Raw genomic sequence first — 19,142 nt, 5'->3', positions numbered from 1 at the left:
CATTTATAGTTGGGCGCTGGCTCGAAAACCACGAAAGAGGCTACAAGCGATAAGATTTCAGAAAAAAAGGGACAATAAATTGTCCCTTTTTTTAGGCACCAGCCGCTCCGGTTTTTCCTTTTATCGTTGGCTAATTTTGATTTTTTAGGGGAAATATGTACATTAATACTACTTTTTCACTATACTTTTGAGTATTTTTGGCAAATGCCCGATTTAAGGATTGTGGGAATTGCCACATCCAGACAGCTAAGGTTATGCTTAGGAATGAACCACTAAAAGGTTTATAAACGTTACACTAAGGAAAAACCATCAACCCTAACACACGCACCCTTGCTTAAGCGACTGTTCTTCATACTGGCAACTATCTACTTCATTGGTAAGGCTACCAATGTGATAGATACTTTTTTTGTCGGTGAAGAGACCGCCATTGAATGCACAGGTGAATGTGAAAACGGACAAGAGGAGGTCAAGGGTAATAACTACTTCGATAAGCATTTCAGTAATTTTGAAATGGTTTTTCATAAGAGTTCTATACCTGCCCTCATTCAGATTGCCTACTACTTTAAGTCCAAACTGATTGCCTCTATCCATTCCAATCAGTTTTCCCCTCCACCTGAACTGGTGTAGATTCCCTTCATTATTACCTAGTGCGCTGATAAACAAGAGCATGAGCTCTCATTTTTGCCTGCGCCACTAAAACCGTAAGTAGCTCCTGGTAGTTATTGCCAATGCTTCATTACCCTAATTTATTGTTTCCAACAGCAGTGTCCTCCCATGAGGGCTCCTGCCTCCTTATATCATAAACTACACTCGTTATTCACTCTGTAATTGAAATAGCAATGGCTTTAGCATACGAAAAACTTTTTGAGCAAAACAAGCAGTGGGTTGAAGAAATGAACCGTCAGAATCCTGAGTTCTTCAGCACGCTGGCCAAAGGTCAAAGCCCCCAGTTTCTATGGATTGGTTGCTCGGATAGTCGGGTACCTGCCAATGAAATAACCGGTACCATGCCCGGTGATATATTTGTACACCGTAACATCGCCAACATGGTCGTACATACGGATATGAACATGCTGAGCGTACTTGACTACTCAGTAAATGTACTGGGCGTAAGACATATCATTGTATGCGGACACTATGGTTGCGGTGGAGTAGCCGCAGCCCTTGGTAACAAGCAGGTGGGTCTTATTGACAACTGGCTGCGCAATATCAAGGACGTGTACCGCCTGCACAAAGAAGAACTGGATGCCATCGACGACCAGAAGGCCAAAACCGACCGCCTGGTAGAACTGAACGTACAGGAGCAGGTATATGACCTGTCCAAAACATCCATCGTACAAAATGCCTGGGCCCGTGGGCAGTTCCTGCACCTGCACGGGCTGGTCTATGACATCGCCAACGGCTATCTGAAAGACCTGGACGTGACCGTCAGGGATAACAGTGAAATTGATAACGTGTATAAGTTTGACACTGGCGTGTTAAACTAAATTAATCAAGACTATTTTTTCAAAAGACTAGCGATATGTTAGATAATAATAAGGGCTTTTTTGCCAACATCAAATCAGATTTACCCGCCGGTCTGGTAGTTTATCTTGTTGCGTTACCCCTGTGTCTGGGTATTGCACTTGCCTCAACCGGACGCCCTGATCTATTGTTTTCCGGGGTTATTGCCGGTATAATCGGGGGTATAGTAGTGGGCTCACTGAGTGGATCTCCACTGGGAGTTTCGGGTCCGGCTGCCGGTCTGGTTGTAATCGTTGTGAACGCGATCAGTACCCTGGGTAGTTTCGAGGCCTTCCTGACAGCAGTATGTCTGGCCGGTATTATTCAATTAATAGCCGGATTTCTGAAAGCGGGTGTATTTGGGTACTACTTCCCTTCGTCTGTCATCAAAGGTATGCTGGCGGCTATTGGTATTACGCTGATCCTGAAAGAAATCCCGCATGCACTAGGTTATGACGAAGACTTCATCGGGGACGAAGCATTTGCCCAGATGGATGGTCATAATACCTTCACCCAGATCTACTATGCCCTCAGATACAACAGCATGGGGGCTATTATCATCTCGGCTATCTCACTGGGTCTTCTGATCCTGTTTGAGCAGCCATTTATGAGACGTATCCAGTTGTTCAAGTTTGTACCGGGTGCCCTGTTTGTGGTAATTCTTGGTATCCTGATCAACCTGTTTTTCATGACTTCCATGCCTGAGTGGGCGCTTAAAGGAAAGCACCTGGTACAGCTACCGGTAGCGAGCAGTCCCAGCGAGTTCCTGAGCTTCTTCAAGTTCCCTGATTTCTCAGCACTTACTAATCCACAGGTATATACAGTAGCCTTTACGCTGGCTATAGTAGCCAGTATCGAGACCCTGCTGTGCGTGGAAGCTACGGATAAGCTTGACCCCTTCAAGCGTACTACGCCTACCAACCGTGAGCTGAAAGCCCAGGGTATCGGTAATCTGGTGTCAGGTCTGATTGGTGGTCTGCCTATTACACAGGTAATTGTACGGAGCTCAGCCAATATCGGCTCGGGGGGTAGAACAAAAGCCTCTACGATTATCCATGGCTGTATCCTGTTACTTTCGGCCATGTTTATCCCTTCGCTCCTAAACTACATTCCGTTGGCTTCGCTGGCGGCAATTCTGCTGGTGGTAGGTTACAAACTATCCAAGTTCAGTCTGTACCAGGGTATGTACAAGCTAGGCTGGAACCAGTTTGTTCCTTTTATCGTGACAGTGATTGCTATCCTCAGTACGGACCTGCTCAAGGGAATCGCGATTGGTATGGCAGTGGCCATCTACTTCATTCTCCGTAAGAACTACGAGCATTCGCACCACTACGTTAAAGAGGAGCAATCCAACGGCAATGTGGTTAAGCTGATTCTTTCGGAAGAAGTAACCTTCCTGAACAAAGGTAGTATCAACCATACGCTGGAGGATCTTTCCGAGAACTCAACCATTATCATCGATGGTTCCAAATCGGTAGCGATCGACTACGATGTACTTGAGATTATTGAGAACTTCAAGAAGCACACCGCGCCCCTCAAGAACATTACGGTGAAGACCATAGCCATACCTGAGGTTACGAAGGTAGGAGCTCATTAATAGTTTGAGTATAAAAAAGGGGGAGCCACAGCTAGTAGCTGTGGCTCCCCCTTTTTTATACCCTCCTACAACTCCATTACATATTGCGCCGGTATTGGCCTCCTACCTGGTACAGGGCCGAAGACAGTTGTCCCAGGCTAGATACCTTGGTAGCCTCCATCAGCCCTTCAAACACATTGCCGTTAGCCAGAGCTACGCGTTGCAACTCTTTCAGCTTCGCGTCTGCCTCCTCCTTATTCCGCTCCTGAAAAGCCTTACGCGACGACACGGCATACTGTTTTTCTTCCTCCGACGCCCGTATCACTTCACGTGGGATAATGGTAGGCGATCCCGCCGGATCCAGGAAGGTATTGACTCCAATGATCGGGAGAGCGCCCGTATGCTTCTGCATCTCGTAGTACATGGATTCGTCCTGGATCTTGCCGCGCTGGTACATCCGCTCCATGGCTCCCAGTACCCCTCCCCGCTCGTTGAGGCTCAGGAACTCCTGATAGACAGCCTCCTCTACCAGATCGGTCAGTTCCTCTACGATGAAGGAGCCCTGCAGGGGATTCTCGTTTTTAGTTAGCCCAAACTCCTTGTTGATGATAAGTTGAATGGCCATGGCCCGGCGCACACTCTCCTCCGTAGGTGTAGTGATGGCTTCGTCGTAGGCGTTGGTGTGCAGGGAATTGCAGTTGTCATAGATAGCCAGCAGGGCCTGCAGGGTAGTACGTATATCATTAAAGGCAATCTCCTGCGCGTGCAGACTGCGCCCGGAGGTCTGGATATGGTACTTGAGCTTCTGGCTGCGGTCGTTGCCCTTGTACTTGTGCTTCATGGCTTTGGCCCAGATACGCCGCGCTACGCGTCCCAGTACGGTGTACTCGGGGTCCATGCCATTGGAGAAGAAGAAGGAAAGATTAGGCGCAAAATCGTCGATGTGCATGCCCCGCGACAAGTAGTACTCCACAAAGGTAAAGCCGTTGGATAGGGTAAAGGCGAGCTGCGAAATAGGATTGGCTCCTGCCTCGGCTATGTGGTAACCCGATATAGATACCGAGTAGAAATTGCGAACCTGCTGCTGGATAAAGTACTCCTGGATGTCGCCCATCATACGCAGGGCAAATTCGGTAGAGAATATGCAGGTATTCTGAGCCTGGTCTTCCTTGAGGATATCGGCCTGTACCGTACCCCGTACCTGCCGGAGCGTATGGGCCTTAATCTTCTGATATACCTCAACCGGTAGTACCTTGTCGCCGGTAGTACCCAGCAGCATCAGTCCCAGCCCGTTGTTTCCTTCGGGTATACTTCCCCGGTACTGCGCCGATGCAGGTACTTCAAAGGGCCGGAGCCATCCTTCCTGAATGCCCTGTTCCTTCCCTCCCCGCTCGTTGATATACAGCTCACACTGCTGATCAATGGCGGCATTCAGGAAGAAGCCCAGCAGCATGGGGGCAGGTCCGTTGATGGTCATGGATACCGACGTAGCCGGATCACACAGGTTGAATCCGCTGTATAGTTTCTTGGCATCATCCAGAGTACATATACTGACACCCGAGTTACCTACCTTGCCGTATATATCAGGGCGGTGATCGGGATCTTCGCCATAGAGCGTGACCGAATCAAAGGCCGTGGACAGGCGCTTGGCGGGCATTTCTTTAGATACGTAATGGAAGCGTCGGTTGGTACGCTCCGGACCGCCCTCACCCGCAAACATACGGGTAGGATCTTCGCTGGCCCGCTTCAGGGGAAATACTCCGGCCGTGTAGGGGAATTCGCCCGGTACGTTTTCGGTAAGTAGCCAGCGCAGCAGGTCGCCCCAGTCGTTGTAGCGGGGCAGTGCTACCTTAGGTACCCGTAGCTTCGAGAGCGTCTGTACGTACAGGTCCTGCTCGATTACCTTATCCCGCACGTGGTACTGGTAGGTATCCTGCTTGTATTTATCAACCATAGCGGGCCACTCGTGGAGCAGCCGGCGGCATTCGTGGTGCAGTCGACCTTCCAGCTCCTGACGCATCTGTCTCAACTCCTCATGTATACTTGATTTACCCGCTGCTTCCAGGATTTTCAGGGTACCGTCCAGCTGATACAGCTGCCGGGCCAGGGTAGTCTGTTCCTCCACAAACTGCTGGTAATGGCGGGCGTTCTCTACGATCTCGGCCAGGTACCTGACGCGGTCCGGAGAGATGATCGAAGCCTGGCTCCGGGAATAGGTAGACAGCGGCAAGGGAGCCGTGGCCGCCAGATTTCCCTCCTGCCAGCCTGTCTGCCCGGTCTTCCGGGCTACCAGTTCCATCAGCTTATAGTAGAGGGCATTCATGCCGCTGTCGTTGAACTGGGCCGCTATGGTACCGTACACAGGCAGACTTTCTTCGTCCGCCTCCCAGAGGTTATGATTGCGGCGGTACTGCTTGCGTACGTCACGGAGCGCATCGAGCGAGCCCCGCTTGTCAAATTTGTTGATGGCGATCAGGTCCGCAAAGTCCAGCATATCGATCTTCTCCAGCTGCGTAGCGGCTCCGTATTCGGCCGTCATCACGTACAGGCAGATATCGGCGTACTCGGTGATTTCGGTATCCGACTGACCAATACCCGACGACTCGAGCAGGATCAGGTCAAAGTGAGCCAGCCTGCATACGTCAATCGCATCGCGTACGTGCCGGCTCAGGCTCCGGTTGCCCCCGCGCGTTGCCAGCGAACGCATGTACACCCTCCCTCCGTGAAACTCCGGATTCAGCGAGTTCATCCGGATGCGATCCCCCAGCAGGGCACCGCCCGAACGGCGCTTGGTCGGATCAACGGAAATAATAGCTACGGTTTTGTCAATGTGATCTAACAAAAAACGACGGATCAGCTCATCCACCAGCGACGATTTGCCGGCTCCACCGGTACCGGTGATACCAATAACGGGAGCCTGTAGCTGCCCGATAGCCTGCAGGCTGGCACTGACCGCCTTGAACTCCGGCGTACCATTTTCGGCTTCGGAAATCAGCCGGGCGATGAGCTTTGTATCTTTGGTCTCGGGTAACTTCTTGAGCTGACCGTTCAGCTCCCACAGCCGGGTCGGGAAGTCGCACTGCTGCACCAGATCATTGATCATCCCCTGCAGGCCCATGCTGCGCCCATCGTCGGGTGAGTAGATCCGCGTGATGCCGTAGTCATGCAACTCATCAATTTCGGATGGTAGTATGGTGCCTCCTCCCCCACCAAAGAGCCGGATGTGGCCGGCACCACGCTCCCGTAGCAAGTCGTACATATACTTAAAAAACTCCATATGGCCGCCCTGGTAGCTCGTCACAGCTATCCCCTGCGCATCTTCCTGAATAGCCGTCTCCACGATCTCCTGAACCGATCGGTTATGGCCCAGGTGGATCACCTCTACCCCCGAGGCCTGCATCAGGCGACGCATGATGTTGATAGCGGCATCGTGCCCGTCAAACAGGCTACCAGCCGTAACCACACGAATGGGATAGGTAGGTGTATAGGGTATGGTTTGGGTGGAGGTCATAGTCAGTAGTAGTAATAATTCAAGATTAGATTAGATGCTTTTTCCAAATAAAAAGATTCTTTAACTTGTAAGGAATCTTAACGGATGTTTATTTATAGAATAGTAATCAGTAAACGAAATATGCACGCTTTTTGCTTTCTATTCTTTACACTCACTATTTACTCCCTCTATCTGTAAGAAAGCGTATGAACAAGATCGACTTTAACCCCAAGATAAAACAGCTCAAGAAAAAAGCCCGTAAAAGAAGTCTGCTCGAAACATTTGAAAACGAACTACCTACCTTTGTCGATATTCATGACCTGATTGAAGGTGAAGCCATTGACTACTCCGTTGAAGAAAAAAGGGATATCCGGCACCTCAAAGGCAAGTACGAGCGCTTCTGGCTCGACAGCAGCCGGAATGTAGTTTATAAAGATGTACTCAATATTCAACCCGATGGTAAGGTAACCATCCGATCTGTCAAGAACATCTATGCGGGCATGGCGAGCTATATACTCAACACTACCCTGCAGATCAGCATAAACATGCTGAACGAAGAAACCCCCATTGCTATGAATATGATGATGTTTGTGGGGCGCAATGAGAAGGAGGATATTGAGTGCATGCATGCCCTGTGCCTGTCTACCAACGCCGACAACCAGGCCTCTGTACACCACGAGATACTGGTACCCGTCCTAAAGCAGGAAACGACAACACTGCCGCAGCGTGTTGTCGTTGATTCCCTTGAATTCTTTAAGTTAAACTACCGCTATCCGGAGCTGATGCGTAATCTGCAGCAGCGGACCCCGACGGCTCCTACCCGGGTAAAGTGGTAGGATTATCTATACGTACTGCCGGTTAGTCCTCACCGTTCTTTTTAAGGCGCTGGAGCAGCATGTCATTGAACGTACGCTCCGCCTTGTATAGCTCGGCCAGTTGATTAGCCGATATGACTTTCAGAAACCGGGACTGGTACTCTTTTTCCAGATCCAGTTCTCTCTGCTTCAGGTCCTGTACTTCCTTGAGGTTGGCCAGTACAGCCTCATCGGTAGTACCGGACTGCCGTTTCTCCACGATAATCTTCCGCTGCTGGCGGTGTACCTCGCGGCGCTTCTGGGAGTACTCGTTATAAACAGGCCAGAATCCGGTGGCCTGATCGGGCGTCAGATTCAGACGATTCGTAATGATGGCTATCTTGGCATCCTGAATACGCTGCATCTCCTCCCGGTCATGGCGCTGTGCCCAGGAAGCCGTTGCAGTAGCAAGCAGTACAAATCCTATCAGAAAGAATCGACCCCAAATCGTATTTAGGCTTGATGATTTCATTGTTTCGATTTAGTTGTTGTGGGTTAAATGGTCTCTAATACGGGTGCGTTATCTAGTAGTTGCTGACGGATCACCTCTTCATCTACTCCGTCGAGGTAGTTCATAATGGTAGAGTCCGACGCGAAGGCTCCCTGCACTACCTGGTGCTCGCTCAGGTCATAATAGCTGATATCCTGCTCTTCAAGGTACTGAATGATGGCTTCATCACTTACCTGGCTGAGCGGCTCCTGTCCCAGAGGTCCCTGTGTTTCCGGGTACGTTACCCACACAAGTACCAAAAGCAGACTCAGCGCGGCTGCCAGTCCCACCGAACGCTGCCACGACCAGCTGATTAAGGGCTTGGCGCGCTCCCGTTGTACAGGTATACGGGCCTGTATTTCTGAGGGCAGTCGGTCGAAGTAGCCTTCCGGTACTTCGAAAGGTACTTTACGTTCCAGATCTTCCAGTCGTATCCGATTGTTATTCATGACTTTACTTTAATTGCTTTCTGTATAGGTAAGACAGTATAAGGTATCCAAAAGTTTAATCGGTACCGTTCAAAAAGTCTTCTATTTTTTTCACGGCCCAGTGGTAGGAGGCTTTAAGGGCCCCTACTGAAGTACCCGTGATCTCGGAAATCTCTTCGTAGGGCAGGTCTTCGTAGTACTTAAGGTTAAATACCAGGCGCTGCTTTTCGGGAAGTTTAAGAATAGCTTTCTGCAGTTTCAACTGCACTTCGTCGCCGCTCACCACCGGATCGGACTCCAGCTTTTCGGTCAGCTCGCCTTCTACGTCATGGATCGGTACAAAGAAGCGGCGGCGCTTTTTATTCAGAAAGTTGATGGCTTCGTTACTGGCTATGCGATACAGCCAGGTGTAGAGTTTGGCATCGCCCCGGAAATTTTCGAGGGCCGTCCAGGCTTTGATGAATACTTCCTGGGTAATGTCGTTGGCGTCGTCGTGGTCTACGACCATCTTCCGTACCAGCCAATATACTTTTTGCTGGTACTTCCGCACCAGCTGGTTAAACGCGTTTCGGCGCGTTTCCGGATTACTATATAATTCTAATAACTCTTCGTCGGACATTCTATCAGCAAGCTGAGCTATCTGGTTGAAAGTAACTAGTAGGTGGTGAATCGGAACGGGTACCTATAACGGGCCGGTACCTGTGTCCAATCCTGATCGGGACTGGACACAGGTACCGCCGGATATAAATTATACCAACTCGGTTTTCATACCTCTTGTTTAAAAGACGGGTCTCTGCCGCGCTACTCGCATGCACCACCTACCATTGCTTTCTACTTACGTGCGATAGCCCGCTTGGCGGCCGCTACGATGTCTTCTGCCGACAGACCGTACTTCTTCATCAGTTGGGCGGGGGTACCACTCTCACCGAAGCTATCGTCAACGGCTACGTACTCCTGAGGTACCAGCTGGTTTTTAATAAGTACCTGCGCTACGCTGTCACCCAACCCACCAATACGGTTATGCTCCTCAGCTGTCACAGCACAACCGGTCTTGGCTACTGACTGTAGGATCGCTTCCTCGTCCAAAGGTTTAATCGTATGTATATTAATGATCTCGGCGCTGATGCCTTCGGCTTCCAGCTGCTCACCCGCCTGTATGGCTTCCCATACCAGGTGGCCGGTGGCAAAGATACTTACGTCGGTACCTTCGCTTACCATCCAGGCCTTCCCGATTTCGAACTTCTGGTCTGGATCGGTGAAGATAGGTACTACCGGACGTCCAAAACGCAGGTATACCGGACCATCGTGCTCGGCAATGGCGATGGTAGCGGCTTTGGTCTGGTTATAGTCACAAGGGTTGATCACGGTCATGCCGGGCAGCATCTTCATCATTCCCAGGTCTTCCAGGATCTGATGGGTAGCTCCGTCTTCACCCAGGGTCAGACCCGCGTGCGAAGCGCAGATCTTTACGTTCTTGCCCGAGTAAGCTACGCTCTGACGAATCTGGTCGTATACGCGGCCCGTCGCGAAGTTAGCGAAGGTAGTAGCGAAGGGAATCTTGCCGCCGATGGTCAGACCCGCCGACACGCCGATCATGTTAGCTTCGGAAATACCACACTGGATAAAGCGCTCGGGGTTTTCTTTGATGAACGCATCCAGTTTCAGGGAGCCTACGAGGTCGGCACAGAGGGCTACTACATTGGGGTTTTGCTGACCCAGCACCTGCATGCCGGCTCCGAATCCCGAACGGGTATCTTTCTTTTCGGTAAATGTATATTTTTTCATTACAGACAGTCTATTGGATAGTAAGGTATAGTCAACTACCACGGGGCCAGGTACCCCGGTAGCTGTTTGATTATAGATTAATAGTCACCCAGGGTCTCTTCCAGCTGGGCCAGTGCCGCCGCCAGTTGCTCGTCGTTAGGAGCTACCCCGTGCCACTTGTGGCTTCCCATCATGAAGTCTACGCCGTATCCCATACCTGTATGCAGCAGTACCATCACGGGTTTGCCCTGACCAGCTTTACCTTTGGCTTCAGTCAATCCTTTTATGATTGACGCCATGTCGTTACCTTCTGTGATTTCCAGTACTTCCCAGCCGAAGGCCTCGTACTTGGCGCCCAGGTCACGGTTGTTCATTACTTTCACGGTAGGACCGTCAATTTGCTGACCATTCAGGTCAATGAAGGCAATGAGGTTATCAACCATGTGGTGGGGGGCAAATGTAGCCGCTTCCCATACCTGACCTTCCTGTTGCTCACCATCACCCATCAGACAGTATACAAACCGGTCTTCGCCGTTGAGTTTCTTAGCCATGGCCGCTCCGATGGCTACGGACAATCCCTGTCCTAATGAACCGGAAGCTATCCGGATACCGGGGAGGTCTTCGTGCGTAGTGGGGTGTCCCTGCAGGCGGGAGTCCAGCTTACGGAAGGTAGCCAGTTCTTCAACGGGGAAGTATCCTTTACGCGCCAGCACACTATACCATACCGGAGAGATATGTCCATTAGAAAGGAAGAAAAGGTCTTCGCCCGTGCCATCCATATCGAAGACTCCCTTACCGTCTTCTTCTTTGAGTTGCATGCGTTCAAAATAAAGGGCTACCAGTAGATCGGTACAACCCAGCGATCCGCCGGGATGGCCTGACTGACAACCGTGAACCATCCGGACGATGTCACGACGAACCTGTGAGGCTATTTTTTCTAATTGTTCAATTTCCATTTCGTCAAAAAAAGAAAGTTAATAAATAGGAATTAGTATGAGTGTGCGGTAGGTAATGGTTCTCGTATGATTACTCTCCCAGGATCTGGGTCGCGTGGTTCTTGGTATCTACCTTCTGGATGATCTCTTGAATGGTACCGTTTTCATCAATGACGAAGGTGGTACGGGCTATCCCCATGTAGGTACGGCCGTAGTTGCTTTTCTCTACCCACACGCCGTAGTCTTCCACCATCCGGTGCTCGGTATCGGCCAGCAGCGGAAAAGGCAGCTCATACTTGTCGGCAAACTTACGGTGCGACTTCTCGTCGTCTACGCTTACACCCAGCACTACGTATCCACGCGACAGCATGGCCTCGTAGTTATCACGCAGGCTGCAGGCCTGGGCCGTACAGCCGGGGGTGTCGTCTTTGGGATAGAAATACAGGACTATTTTTTTGCCGGCAAAGTCAGAGAGTTTGACCGTGTTGCCATTCTGGTCTTTGGCTTCGAAAGCCGGGGCCGGACTACCTTGTTGAAGTGCCATAGCTATCTTCTTCTTTTACGGGTTGGAGCTTTTCTTACCACTGGTTCAGCGATTTCGGTGCGCAAGATAGTACTATTTCCTGCTTTGTCCTTCACTTCCAATACCAACTCTCCTTCAAACGGCTGGCTCTCGTCCAGTTTTTCGGACCAGATATAGCGGGTCTTGTACTCGTAGTTCATCAGTACCCATTCCCCGTTGACCAGCGCCCGGAACGAATCGATGCCCGACATGCCGTCACTGATGTAGGCCCGGATCTGTCTCCTGCTATGCTCTACCAGATTTACGCTGGGAGGAGTAGTATCCGTCTGCAGGATAAAGGTACCCAGCTCGCGGGTGCTGAAAGTAACGCGGTCGTCCTGCCAGGTACCTCCCAGAAAGCTGTAGCCGCCCCGGTTGTACCGGTATACCTGCGTCCGCTCCTTATTGATGACGGGCCCGTCGGGGCGGTAGGTTACCTGTATGTAGTGGCGGAGGGGGATCACCGGCTCGTTGATTGTAAGGGTGTTGAGGTTCTGACGGATGGCCAGGTGCAGCGTATCGAACAGACTGGTCGTGTCAAACTTGATGGTCCAGCGGTCCGAGTCATAGGTAGCCGCCTTACCGGGGGCGATGCTGGCCTTGTACGACAAGGGCGTTATGCGCCCGCCAACCTGTACCGAATCGGGCAGGTAGTTGCGCAGGTCAGTCAGGAAAACGGCCGAACCGTTGTCAAAGTAGGCGGGCTCTTCCTGCACCCGACGACGCTCGGTATAGTAGTTGGCAAAAGGCTCCGGGCTGCGGTACCCCTGGGCCGTTACCTTCAGGATATTGTCCTGAGCATCGGCCTGTATGTACTGGGGGCTGGTTTCGGTGGTGGCGGGCTGCACGGCCTCCCCGGTAGATTCACCCCGGATGGAAAACGACAGCTGGGACCAGTTCTCGAAAGAGTCAAATATCTTGATACTTACCTCATGCGTCAGGGTATCGTTTATCTGGAGCTTGCCCTGGTAGTTATCAGTCTTGAAGATATCGAATATATTGCCGTCGGGGTTGTAGAGCTTATAGAAGCGGGTTCCGGTTTCCTGTTCGGTACGGTAGTCGATGAGGTTGTTGTAGTCGCGGGTAGACAGGCTCGGGAACTTCTCCATGTTGTACACAAATACCTCCCTGCCGTCCAGCTTTACTTCAATGCAGTGCAACCCGTACCGGAAGCCCGTACCCGACATCAGGTCGTAAGCGTGCAGCTCCAGCCCGACCTGGCCCGTAGCCCGGATGGTCTGGGGGATGCGGTAGCTGCCGTTGCTCTGCCTCACGGGTTTGTAGGCCTGGCGGTTAAAACGGCCGTTCACCCGGGACTCGATGGTCATGGGGCGTAAAGCCAGGTTCAGGAAGGTAGGCGGGGTATTGTCGCGAATCTCGCGGAAGCCGAAGAACAGCGGATTGAGGTAGTTGTTCTGTGAATCCCGGATTTCGAAATGCAGGTGCGGGCCACCCGAGCCGCCGGTATTGCCGGACAGCGCCATCACTTCCCCCTTCTTATAGGTAAACTGTCCCGGTTCGGGATAGAGATCAATCGTAAAGCTTTGCTTTTTGTACTGCTCCTGCCGTACGTAGTCGCCGAGTTTGCCGCCGAACTTCTGCAGGTGGCCGTATACGGTGGTGAGGCCATTGGGGTGGCGCAGGTAGATGACATTGCCGTAGCCGGTACCCTGCACCGCTACGCGGTACACGTACCCTTCGGCCGCCGCATGAACGGCCAGGCCCTCCCGCTGCTGGGTACGGATGTCCAGCCCGCCGTGGTAGTGGTTGGTTCGCAGGTCACCGAGTACCCCCGCCAGGCTATTGGCTTGTCCGGGCATGATCGGAAAAATGAAATAATCCTTAGCGTAGGACTGCTTCGGACTCTGAGCGAACAACGACAAAGGCACTAAACTTACTAACGCAACTAAAAAAGCAATTCTCCTCACGAACCAGTCTGTTATATTTTCCTGACTACTATTTACATCATTGATCTATACGTACTCATAACGCCGGGAGCTACTTTACATCCAGCTCCAGCATGGTCTTACCTTCAATCGAAGCCACCAGACGGTCACCGGGCTTTACGGCAGCTACGCCCTTGGGAGTACCCGTAAAGATGAGGTCGCCGGTCTTGAGGGTAAAGTACTGCGACACAAACGAGATCAGGTAGTCGATCCGGTATAGCATCATGGAGGTATTGCCCTGCTGACGCGTCTCTCCGTTTACTTCCAGCTTAAAGTTGAGGTCCTGCAGGTCGGCATAGTCAGACTTGGACACAAAATCCGATACCGGAGCGGAGCCATTGAAGGCTTTGGCCAGCTCCCAGGGCAGTCCCTTGGCCTTAAGCTTCGACTGTACGTCGCGGGCGGTAAAGTCAATGCCTACGCCAATCTCGTCGTAGTACTTATGAGCAAATTTCTCCTCAATGAACTTGCCCATTTTGCTAATCTTCACGACCACCTCCACCTCATGGTGCACATCCTCCGAAAACTCCGGGTAGTAAAATGTTTCACCGGGTCGCAGAAGTGCCGTATCGGGCTTCATGAATATAACGGGAGCATCGGGTTGCTCGTTGTTCAGTTCCTGTATATGCTCAGCGTAGTTACGTCCTACACAAATAATTTTCATTGCAGTGATTTTAGATTAAACGGAGTAAGAATTACCAGATCAAACCTATGGGCAAAGCTACTTACGATTGATTAGAGTGGCATAATTATTTTTGCATTTCTTGACAAAGAATTGCCATCTGTGATTACTTAGGCCATTATCATTCCAATTTTTTTAGATAATCACTCAAAAACATGAAAAGAATCTTTTTTGCTGCTTTGGCTTCCCTGCTGTTTGTTGTAGGCTGCCAGCGTGTACCACTGACCGGACGTAATCAACTCATGCTAGTCGGTAGTAAGGAGCTATTACCCATGAGCTTTCAGAGCTACCGCCAACTACTGGATACAAGCCAGGTAGTAGGAACAGGACCCAATGTAGAGTCGGTACGTCGGGTCGGCCAAAAAATACAGCGGGCCGTGGAAGACTACCTGAGAGACAACAATCAGTTATCACTGGTGGAGGGATTTCAGTGGGAATACAACGTAATTAACAGCCCGCAAATCAACGCTTTCTGTATGCCCGGGGGAAAGGTAGCGTTCTATACCGGTATACTACCCATTTGCCAGAATGATGAAGGGATCGCCGTGGTAATGGGCCACGAAATCGCCCACGCGATTGCCAATCACGGTGCCGAGCGTATGAGCCAGGGGCTCCTGTCGCAGGGGGTACTCACCGCCGGACAGATAGGACTGGGCGTAGCCATGTCCAATAAGCCACAGCAGACCCAGCAGATTTATAATAATCTGTTCGGACTGGCCGCCCCGGCGGCTGCTACCATAGGCTATATACTACCCAACAGCCGTAATCAGGAGTCGGAGGCAGACCACCTGGGACTTATTTTTATGGCCAAAGCAGGGTATGATCCGCGTGAGTCAGTGGCTTTTTGGCAACGAATGGCGCAGGCATCCAGTGGTCAGCGACCACCGGAGTTCCTGTCGACTCACCCGGCTGAAACCACCCGTATCCGCAACCTGAACCGACTGATCCCCAAAGCCATGGAGTACTACCCCGGTCAGGGAGGCCGTCGATAAAAGCCAGTTTTTCGTTTGTTTTATTAGCCTGAATAGAGGAGGCTGCTCAGCGGAGCAGCCTTTTTTATGTATAAAAGGTTACAATTTTTGGCGCCGGGTTCGTTATTTTTGAAACAAACCACCCTAGCCGCCAATGATAAGATTTACTGCTGTACCTTCGGTTCTGCTAGCATCTTTCCTTTTTTTCTCCTGCGAAACCCTTCGCAAAACTCCGACTTCGAGTACCACCCGACGTCCGGCTACTGCCTCAACGGCCCGTAAGCCTGCCCCCGCCAGACCAGCCAGACCGACTACCACAACGCCACCTTACAGCCGCCCCGCCGGCCCGTATGACAAGCGTGTCCACGAAGTAGTAAAGGTAGCCCGTACCTACACCGGTACTCCCTACCGCTCCGGCGGCAACGACAAGCGGGGCATCGACTGCTCCGGCCTGATCTGCTCGGTGTATTCGCAGGTGGGCTTTAAGGTACCCCGTGTTTCGTGGCAGCAGTCAGAGTTTGGCAAAGAGATCGTACGCGTAGAAGATATCCGCCCCGGCGACTGGCTGTTTTTTGTACCCGATGCTGGTAAGGAAGGCTACGTATCACACGCAGGTATCGTTACGGAGGTCAGGGGACGGCAGGAGGTGATATTTATCCATGCCTCCACCTCGCGTGGTGTCCGCGAAGACAACCTCTACTCCAACTACTTCAAAAATCGCTTTGTCAAGGCCATGCGGCCGTTTTAGACAAAGTACTGTAGGCTGCTGTAATCAAGTAGTAGATTACTTTATCTAAAATTGGACTTATAGATATACATACCAAGAGGTACCTAGGAGATCAGGTACTTCTTGGTATATGTTGCGTTTATAGATTACAAAATGCACATGTAATACATCAACATATAGCTCCGCCTCCCCCTTCTAAAGTTCTACTTTTCATACTATCTTTACAAAAATCCATAGGGGATAACTCAGTTTGGGTTGTCCTTAGCAGGATTATATGCACTTCCACTAAACGCCACCTTATTTTCATGGAACAATCACTAAACCCTGCCTGGGTGCCTGCCCAGCCCGTGGCCTCCGACACCACGCGCCGCCTGGGGATTCCATCGTACGTATATGCCGTCGTCTTCTCTTCTTTCTGTGTCATGACGGGCATTATCTGGGATATCTGCTGGCACCAGAGCATCGGGCGCGACGGGCTGTTTTCGCCTCCGCACATCCTGGTGTACGTGGGTGCCGTGGTAGCCGGACTGTTTTCGGGTTTTCAGGTACTGCGTACTACCTTCGCGGGCAGCGATACTCAGAAATCCCAGAGCGTCAGGATCTGGGGCTTCTTTTACAGTTCGCTCGGCGCTATATTCTGTATCTGGGGAGCCATAGCCATGCTCACCTCCGCCCCCTTTGACGACTGGTGGCACAATACCTACGGACTCGACGTAACCATCCTGTCGCCCCCGCATACCGTACTGGCGCTGGGTATTATTGGCGTACAGTTTGGGGCCATGGTAACGGTACTCGCCCTGCGCAACCAGACCAAGCTTTACACCCATTTTACTGCCAACGAACGCGCCAATCGCGATACACGCATCTACTGGATGTTTGCGCTGTCGGCGGGTTTCCTGCTGTCGATGTGGTTTACGCTGCTCTCCGAGCAAATGGATAAATGGAACTCCCATCACTCCAGCTACTACCAGTTTGCCTGCGCGGCCTTTCCGATCTTCCTGCTGGCCTTCGGACGGGCCATCCCTAACCGCTGGACCATCACGGCCTCCACAGGAGTGTACATGGCTATGCTGTGCATCACGCTATGGATCATCCCGCTGTTCCCGGCGGAGCCCAAGCTGGGCCCTATCCTGTACCACATTGATCACTACCAGGGCTTCGCGTTTCCGTTGCTGCTGATCGTACCTGCTCTGGCGATGGACTGGCTGCTCATGCGCTACCCAAAGATGAATGACTGGCTGCTGGCCCTGGTTATGGGAGTCACGTTCTTTGCGATCTTCTTTGTGGTACAATGGTACTTTGGTGCCTTCCAGATGGAGTCACCCTATGCGCGCAACTGGTTCTTTGGCAGCCACTACTGGTACTTTGGCAACGATCCCAACTGGGAGTACCGCTACAAGTTTGGGCCGTGGTCGCTGCAGTCTACCCCGGACCTGCTCCAGGGCCTCGGCATAGCACTGGTACTTAGTATCGTATCATCCCGGATCGGACTGGCCTGGGGCAACTGGATGAACAAGATACAACGATGAAAAAGCTCCTCTTCATAGTAGTTTGGGTACTAAGTGCGGTAGCCGCACAGGCCCACGTAGGTAGTCCGGGAGTCTTGTTTCAGGGGCAGGCTGGCCCTTATAAAGTCATGGTCAATGTGCAGCCGCCCGATGTGATACCCGGTACCGCTCAGATCACTGTATTTTCCGAAAGCGAAGGCATCACTTCGGTACAGGCGCGCCCCATCTACTTCCACTCGGGTGACGAAGGCGCTCCCTCCCCCGATGACATAGTACCCGTAGCCGGTCAGCCGGGGCAGTACCAGGGTATTGTATGGCTGATGGAATGGGGCTCATCCAGCGTGCAGATCGAGCTGGATGGCAAGCAGGGGAAGGGCCACCTGGTGGTACCTATCGTAGCCGTCTCGACCGCCGAGCGTGATATGCCCGCTGGACTGGGCTGGCTCCTGACGGGGCTGGGGCTTTTCCTGGTGCTGCTGATGGTAACCGCCATCGGGGCCAGTGTCAGCGACGGCATCATGAAGCCCGGCCAGGTACTGACGGCCCGGCAGAAACGCAAGCGCTGGATGAATATGGGTATTGCTACGGCGGTATGTGCGCTGGTCCTGTACGGAGGCAGCAGTTGGTGGGATAGCTGGGCGGCCGACTACCGGCAGTGGATCTACAAGCCCCTGCAGGGCCACTCTACCATTATCAACGAAGACGGCCAGCGGCTGTTCAGCCTGCAGATCGACACTACCGGCTGGGCCACCAAGCGCCGGGGGAGTATGCTGAGTACCCTCGTACCTGACCACGGCAAGCTGATGCACCTCTTTCTGGTACGTACACCCGGACTGGATGCCTTCGCGCACCTCCACCCCGAGCGCCGCGACAGTACTACCTTCCAGGCCTATGTACCCAGGCTGCCGGCGGGTAAGTACTTGGTCTACGCCGATATTGTGCGTAATTCGGGCTTTGCCGAAACCATCGTGGATACGGTAGAGATACCCGCCCTATCCCCCACCGTCACCACGCTCAAACAGACCGACGAAGAAGATACCTACGTCGTGACCGATCCGCTGAATAATCCGAAGCAGGTACCGCTGGACGAAAATGTAGTGGTATGTGGTGCACCAGGTACCCGCACCAGGTTGAAAGATGGCTCCTATGTGGTGTGGGAAGGCAAGGCCGGTAACACCTACGAAGCCGGTAAGCCCTACCAGCTTGCCTTTGAGGTATTCAATCCGGATGGTACACCGGCCCAGCTGGAACCGTACCTGGGTATGCCTGGGCACGCGGCCATAGTCCGCTCCGACGGTTCGGTGTACATTCACCTGCATCCGGTAGGTACCTACGCCATGGCCGCCGAGCAGTCGCTCAAAGGACGCATAGCCGATACCACCCGCATCTACAAACGCCCCGACCCGAAGGTATTCCGTGACAGCATAGACCGATACCTGTCCCGCCTCAAGACCCTACCCTCCGCCGAGCGCGAAGCCTACCTGATGAAGGAAATGGGTATGGAGATGAAAGGCAGTACCCACAACGGCGAAGCACACACCAACCGCATTACCTTCCCCTACTCCTTCCCCAAAGATGGCCAATACCGCATCTTCTTACAGATCAAGCGAAATGGTCAGGTGATTACAGGTGTGTTTGATGCGAAGGTGAAGGATACAACTACGTTGTAAAGTTTTGTTAAAAAGTTAATCTCACAGTTTCAAATT

17 protein-coding genes are annotated in these 19,142 nt (G+C 52.0%); 8 read left to right on the top strand and 9 right to left on the bottom strand.

Annotated features, from left to right (window positions below):
- Positions 1 to 330: 330 nt before the first annotated feature.
- The 3 genes from JTN23_RS02775 (at position 331) to JTN23_RS02765 (ending at position 3,100) form a co-directional block, all read left to right on the top strand.
- A complete protein-coding gene (locus JTN23_RS02775) occupies positions 331 to 627 on the top strand; it encodes a hypothetical protein (RefSeq protein ID WP_247232210.1) in 297 nt (98 codons plus the stop codon).
- Between the two features lie 212 nt (positions 628 to 839).
- Positions 840 to 1,487, top strand: coding sequence for a carbonate dehydratase (can, locus tag JTN23_RS02770; protein WP_247232209.1), 648 nt, complete (start codon positions 840 to 842; stop codon positions 1,485 to 1,487).
- A gap of 35 nt (positions 1,488 to 1,522) precedes the next feature.
- On the top strand, positions 1,523 to 3,100 hold the full coding sequence (locus JTN23_RS02765; RefSeq protein ID WP_247232208.1) for a SulP family inorganic anion transporter: 1,578 nt from the start codon (positions 1,523 to 1,525) through the stop codon (positions 3,098 to 3,100).
- 76 nt (positions 3,101 to 3,176) lie between these two features.
- Here JTN23_RS02765 and JTN23_RS02760 read toward each other — a convergent pair whose 3' ends face one another.
- Complete coding sequence (locus JTN23_RS02760; RefSeq protein ID WP_247232205.1) at positions 3,177 to 6,590, bottom strand: methylmalonyl-CoA mutase family protein; 3,414 nt, start codon at positions 6,588 to 6,590, stop codon at positions 3,177 to 3,179.
- A gap of 185 nt (positions 6,591 to 6,775) precedes the next feature.
- On the opposite strand from JTN23_RS02760, the gene JTN23_RS02755 reads away from it, so the two are divergent.
- The gene (locus JTN23_RS02755) at positions 6,776 to 7,405 is read left to right on the top strand and encodes a hypothetical protein (RefSeq protein ID WP_247232203.1); all 630 of its coding nucleotides are present in this window, start codon (positions 6,776 to 6,778) and stop codon (positions 7,403 to 7,405) included.
- Between the two features lie 22 nt (positions 7,406 to 7,427).
- On the opposite strand, the gene JTN23_RS02750 is transcribed toward JTN23_RS02755, so the two are convergent.
- The 8 genes from JTN23_RS02750 to JTN23_RS02715 form a co-directional block, all read right to left on the bottom strand.
- Positions 7,428 to 7,895: a hypothetical protein gene (locus tag JTN23_RS02750; RefSeq protein ID WP_247232202.1), complete on the bottom strand. Its 468-nt coding sequence runs from the start codon at positions 7,893 to 7,895 to the stop codon at positions 7,428 to 7,430.
- Between the two features lie 23 nt (positions 7,896 to 7,918).
- Entirely contained in the window at positions 7,919 to 8,362 is a 444-nt protein-coding gene (locus JTN23_RS02745; protein WP_247232201.1) for a hypothetical protein, read from the bottom strand.
- 55 nt (positions 8,363 to 8,417) lie between these two features.
- Positions 8,418 to 8,960 (bottom strand): RNA polymerase sigma factor, encoded by a 543-nt coding sequence (locus tag JTN23_RS02740; RefSeq protein ID WP_247232200.1) that lies wholly within the window; start codon positions 8,958 to 8,960, stop codon positions 8,418 to 8,420.
- A gap of 212 nt (positions 8,961 to 9,172) precedes the next feature.
- A complete protein-coding gene (locus JTN23_RS02735; protein WP_247232199.1) occupies positions 9,173 to 10,126 on the bottom strand; it encodes a transketolase family protein in 954 nt (317 codons plus the stop codon).
- 77 nt (positions 10,127 to 10,203) lie between these two features.
- Positions 10,204 to 11,061, bottom strand: a complete 858-nt coding sequence (locus tag JTN23_RS02730) for a transketolase (protein ID WP_247232198.1) — start codon at positions 11,059 to 11,061, stop codon at positions 10,204 to 10,206.
- Between the two features lie 70 nt (positions 11,062 to 11,131).
- Entirely contained in the window at positions 11,132 to 11,584 is a 453-nt protein-coding gene (bcp, locus tag JTN23_RS02725) for a thioredoxin-dependent thiol peroxidase (RefSeq protein WP_247232197.1), read from the bottom strand.
- 2 nt (positions 11,585 to 11,586) lie between these two features.
- Positions 11,587 to 13,491 carry a M23 family metallopeptidase gene (locus tag JTN23_RS02720; RefSeq protein ID WP_247232196.1) on the bottom strand — a complete coding sequence of 635 codons (1,905 nt, stop codon included), beginning with the start codon at positions 13,489 to 13,491 and terminating at the stop codon, positions 11,587 to 11,589.
- A gap of 109 nt (positions 13,492 to 13,600) precedes the next feature.
- Positions 13,601 to 14,212 (bottom strand): fumarylacetoacetate hydrolase family protein, encoded by a 612-nt coding sequence (locus JTN23_RS02715; protein WP_247232195.1) that lies wholly within the window; start codon positions 14,210 to 14,212, stop codon positions 13,601 to 13,603.
- A 173-nt stretch (positions 14,213 to 14,385) separates the two neighbouring features.
- On the opposite strand from JTN23_RS02715, the gene JTN23_RS02710 reads away from it, so the two are divergent.
- From JTN23_RS02710 to JTN23_RS02695, 4 genes are all read left to right on the top strand, one after another.
- Entirely contained in the window at positions 14,386 to 15,222 is an 837-nt protein-coding gene (locus JTN23_RS02710; RefSeq protein ID WP_247232194.1) for a M48 family metallopeptidase, read from the top strand.
- A 133-nt stretch (positions 15,223 to 15,355) separates the two neighbouring features.
- Positions 15,356 to 15,949, top strand: a complete 594-nt coding sequence (locus JTN23_RS02705; RefSeq protein ID WP_247232193.1) for a C40 family peptidase — start codon at positions 15,356 to 15,358, stop codon at positions 15,947 to 15,949.
- Positions 15,950 to 16,233: 284 nt separating this feature from the next.
- Positions 16,234 to 17,457, top strand: coding sequence for a hypothetical protein (locus tag JTN23_RS02700; protein ID WP_247232191.1), 1,224 nt, complete (start codon positions 16,234 to 16,236; stop codon positions 17,455 to 17,457).
- Positions 17,454 to 19,106 carry a DUF8832 domain-containing protein gene (locus JTN23_RS02695; protein ID WP_247232189.1) on the top strand — a complete coding sequence of 551 codons (1,653 nt, stop codon included), beginning with the start codon at positions 17,454 to 17,456 and terminating at the stop codon, positions 19,104 to 19,106. The genes JTN23_RS02700 and JTN23_RS02695 overlap by 4 nt, the downstream gene beginning before the upstream one ends.
- The last annotated feature ends 36 nt before the right edge of the window (positions 19,107 to 19,142 follow it).

It is taken from the genome of Telluribacter roseus, from assembly GCF_017355915.2.
Classification (GTDB): domain Bacteria; phylum Bacteroidota; class Bacteroidia; order Cytophagales; family Spirosomataceae; genus Telluribacter.
Note: the sequence above shows the minus strand (reverse complement) of the source record. Positions and strands in the feature narration are given on the sequence as shown.